3 protein-coding genes are annotated in these 2,455 nt (G+C 47.9%); all 3 read right to left on the minus strand.

Features of this window, described 5'->3' with window-relative positions; all coding sequences use genetic code 11:
* Positions 1 to 44 precede the first annotated feature (44 nt).
* Positions 45 to 830 carry a tol-pal system protein YbgF gene (gene ybgF / locus OS145_RS04160; protein ID WP_006954944.1) on the minus strand — a complete coding sequence of 262 codons (786 nt, stop codon included), beginning with the start codon at positions 828 to 830 and terminating at the stop codon, positions 45 to 47.
* Between the two features lie 36 nt (positions 831 to 866).
* Positions 867 to 1,409, minus strand: a complete 543-nt coding sequence (pal, locus tag OS145_RS04165; RefSeq protein WP_006954945.1) for a peptidoglycan-associated lipoprotein Pal — start codon at positions 1,407 to 1,409, stop codon at positions 867 to 869.
* 149 nt (positions 1,410 to 1,558) lie between these two features.
* Positions 1,559 to 2,455 (minus strand): Tol-Pal system beta propeller repeat protein TolB (gene tolB, locus OS145_RS04170; RefSeq protein ID WP_006954946.1); only part of this gene is annotated, 897 nt, incomplete at its 5' end.

Raw genomic sequence — 2,455 nt, forward strand, 5'->3', positions numbered from 1 at the left:
TTTTTGTCTGACTGCTTACAATTCGATCAGTTGTTGGACCGATGTTACAGGTTAGACAGGCGTTGCTTCGCCAAATTCGCTTCGGTACTGTCCGAATATTCGGTCAATACTTGTTGGTAGAACGTCTTGGCATCGGCGGTTTTGCCCTGCTCTGCTGCGATAACACCGAGCTTTAACAAGCAGTCTGCGCGCTTGTTGCTGTCGGGGTAGTTATCCACCACTTGTTTAAAGTGGTCATGCGCTTTTTGGTATTCTTGCTGCGCGTAAAGCAACTGACCTAACCAGTAATGTGCGTTGGGCACGTACGTTGAGTTTGGAAAGTTTTGCAAAAACGATTCGAATGCGGGTATAGCGGCATCGTAGCGTTTATCCTCAAGCACTAAGGCGATGGCTTTATCATACGCATCATTTTCGCTCATATTGGCGCTGTAGCCGTTACTTCCGCTACTTGATGCGTTACTTGCACCTTCGTTAGAGGTCGGCACGGTTTGCATATCATTCATGCTGTACGATGCTCCACCTCCTTGTTGCTTAAACTGGCTAAAGCGGCGATCGATCTCTTGATAGATTTCCCGCTGACGCTCAAGCAGTTGTTCGAGGCGATACTCATGCTCTTCGGTAATCCCCCGTAGCTCTGCAACGTCTTGTTGCAAAGATGAAAGAGTGTTGAGCATTTCGAGCTGAGCGCCTTGGCGTGCATCAAGCATGCGCTCGATGGTGGCTAGACGTTGCTCAAGTGAACTGGCTGATTGATTTAGGCTGGACACTGGTGCCTGCGCCATAGCGGCGGCAGGCATCAGTAGACAGATAGCCAACAATGATTTTTTCATGAACTATCCGTTATTTAGTTAAACGTCGAGTGGCGATTAGTAAACCAATACTGCGCGACGGTTTTTAGCGTACGCACGTTCGTTCGAAGCGTTAACTAACGGCTTCTCTTCGCCATAAGAAACAGTTGAGATTTGTGAATCTTGAACACCTAAGTTCACCAGGTAGTCTTCAACCGCTTTAGCACGACGCTCGCCCAATGCGATGTTGTACTCTGGCGTACCGCGCTCGTCGGCGTGACCTTCGATAACGATAGTAACGTTCGGATTCTTGACTAAGTAGTCAGCATGAGCGGCTAGCAACTCTGCGTACTCAGACTGAACGCTTGAACGGTCAAATGCAAAGTAGATAATGTGCTCTTTGCGCAGCGCTTCCATTTGCTCTTCACGCACTTCTTCAGGGGTTTTAGCACGGTCAGCAGCACCGACTTGAACGCCTGATTGAGAACCTGATTCAGTGGTTTGGCCGGTTTCTTGACCTGAACCCATGCCTGAGTCAGTTGTTGATGTAGAGCTACATGCGGCTAAAGTTGCCATTGGAACGGCAATCGCCAGAGCTTTTAATAATTTGTTGAGCTGCATCCTAATGATCCTTATCGTTATCCAGTTGATCAAACCGTTCGGTTTACTAAACTTTTTGGTTAATACGTTTTTGGTTAATACGTTGTCTTACTGAAAATTACGCAATTTTGCGCACCTTTTCATAACTTATATAGCACTTTTACAAGCACTTACATAAATGGCGACCACGATGGCGACTTCACTTCGCCGCTACTTGCCGGTAAACGCGCTTTAAAACGCCCGTCTGTCGACACTAACGCTAACACTTGTTTGTTATTGTGGGTAGTGCTGTAAATCACCATACTGCCATTTGGCGCCACGCTAGGCGACTCATCCAATGCGGTGCGAGTTAACACTTGCATTGTACCCCGCGGAAACTCCTGCCGCGCGATGTGATAGTTACCGTTGGTACGGTTCACTAAAATCATCGAATCACCCGATGGCATGACCGTGCCACCTAGGTTTTGCTCACCCTCAAAGGTTAAGCGGCGCACGTCACCTGACGATAAATTTACGCTATATAACTGCGGTCTTCCACCTCTTTCTGAAGTGAAGACAATAGAGCGACCATCAGGTGTCCAACTTGGCTCAGTGTCAATCGTACGATTACGCGTCAAACGTTGCAAGTTTTTGGTCTTAAGATCCATGACATACAACTCAGGATTGCCATCTTTTGACAACACCATGGCCATTTTGTCGCCTTTTGGAGAAAAAACCGGACTGCCGTTGATACCAGGGAACGAGGTGACTTTCTCGCGCCGCGTGGTGTAGATATCTTGCACAAAGATTTCTGGTCGTTTGTTCTCGAAGCTAACGTACGCCAACTTATTACCGTCTGGTGACCACGAAGGTGACATGAGCGGCTCAGGGCTACGCAGTAATACTTTCTCGTTCGCACCATCATAGTCGGCGACTAAGAGTTTGTAGGGATATTGGTCGTCTTGATTCACGGTGACATAGGCAATCCGTGTCATGAACGCGCCTTTCTCACCCGTTAACGCTTCGTACACCACATCCGAAATGCGATGCGAGTACTGACGGAATTGATTGCCATCGATCACGGAACT

Origin of the sequence: Idiomarina baltica OS145 (genome assembly GCF_000152885.1) — a bacterium.
Classification (GTDB): domain Bacteria; phylum Pseudomonadota; class Gammaproteobacteria; order Enterobacterales; family Alteromonadaceae; genus Idiomarina; species Idiomarina baltica.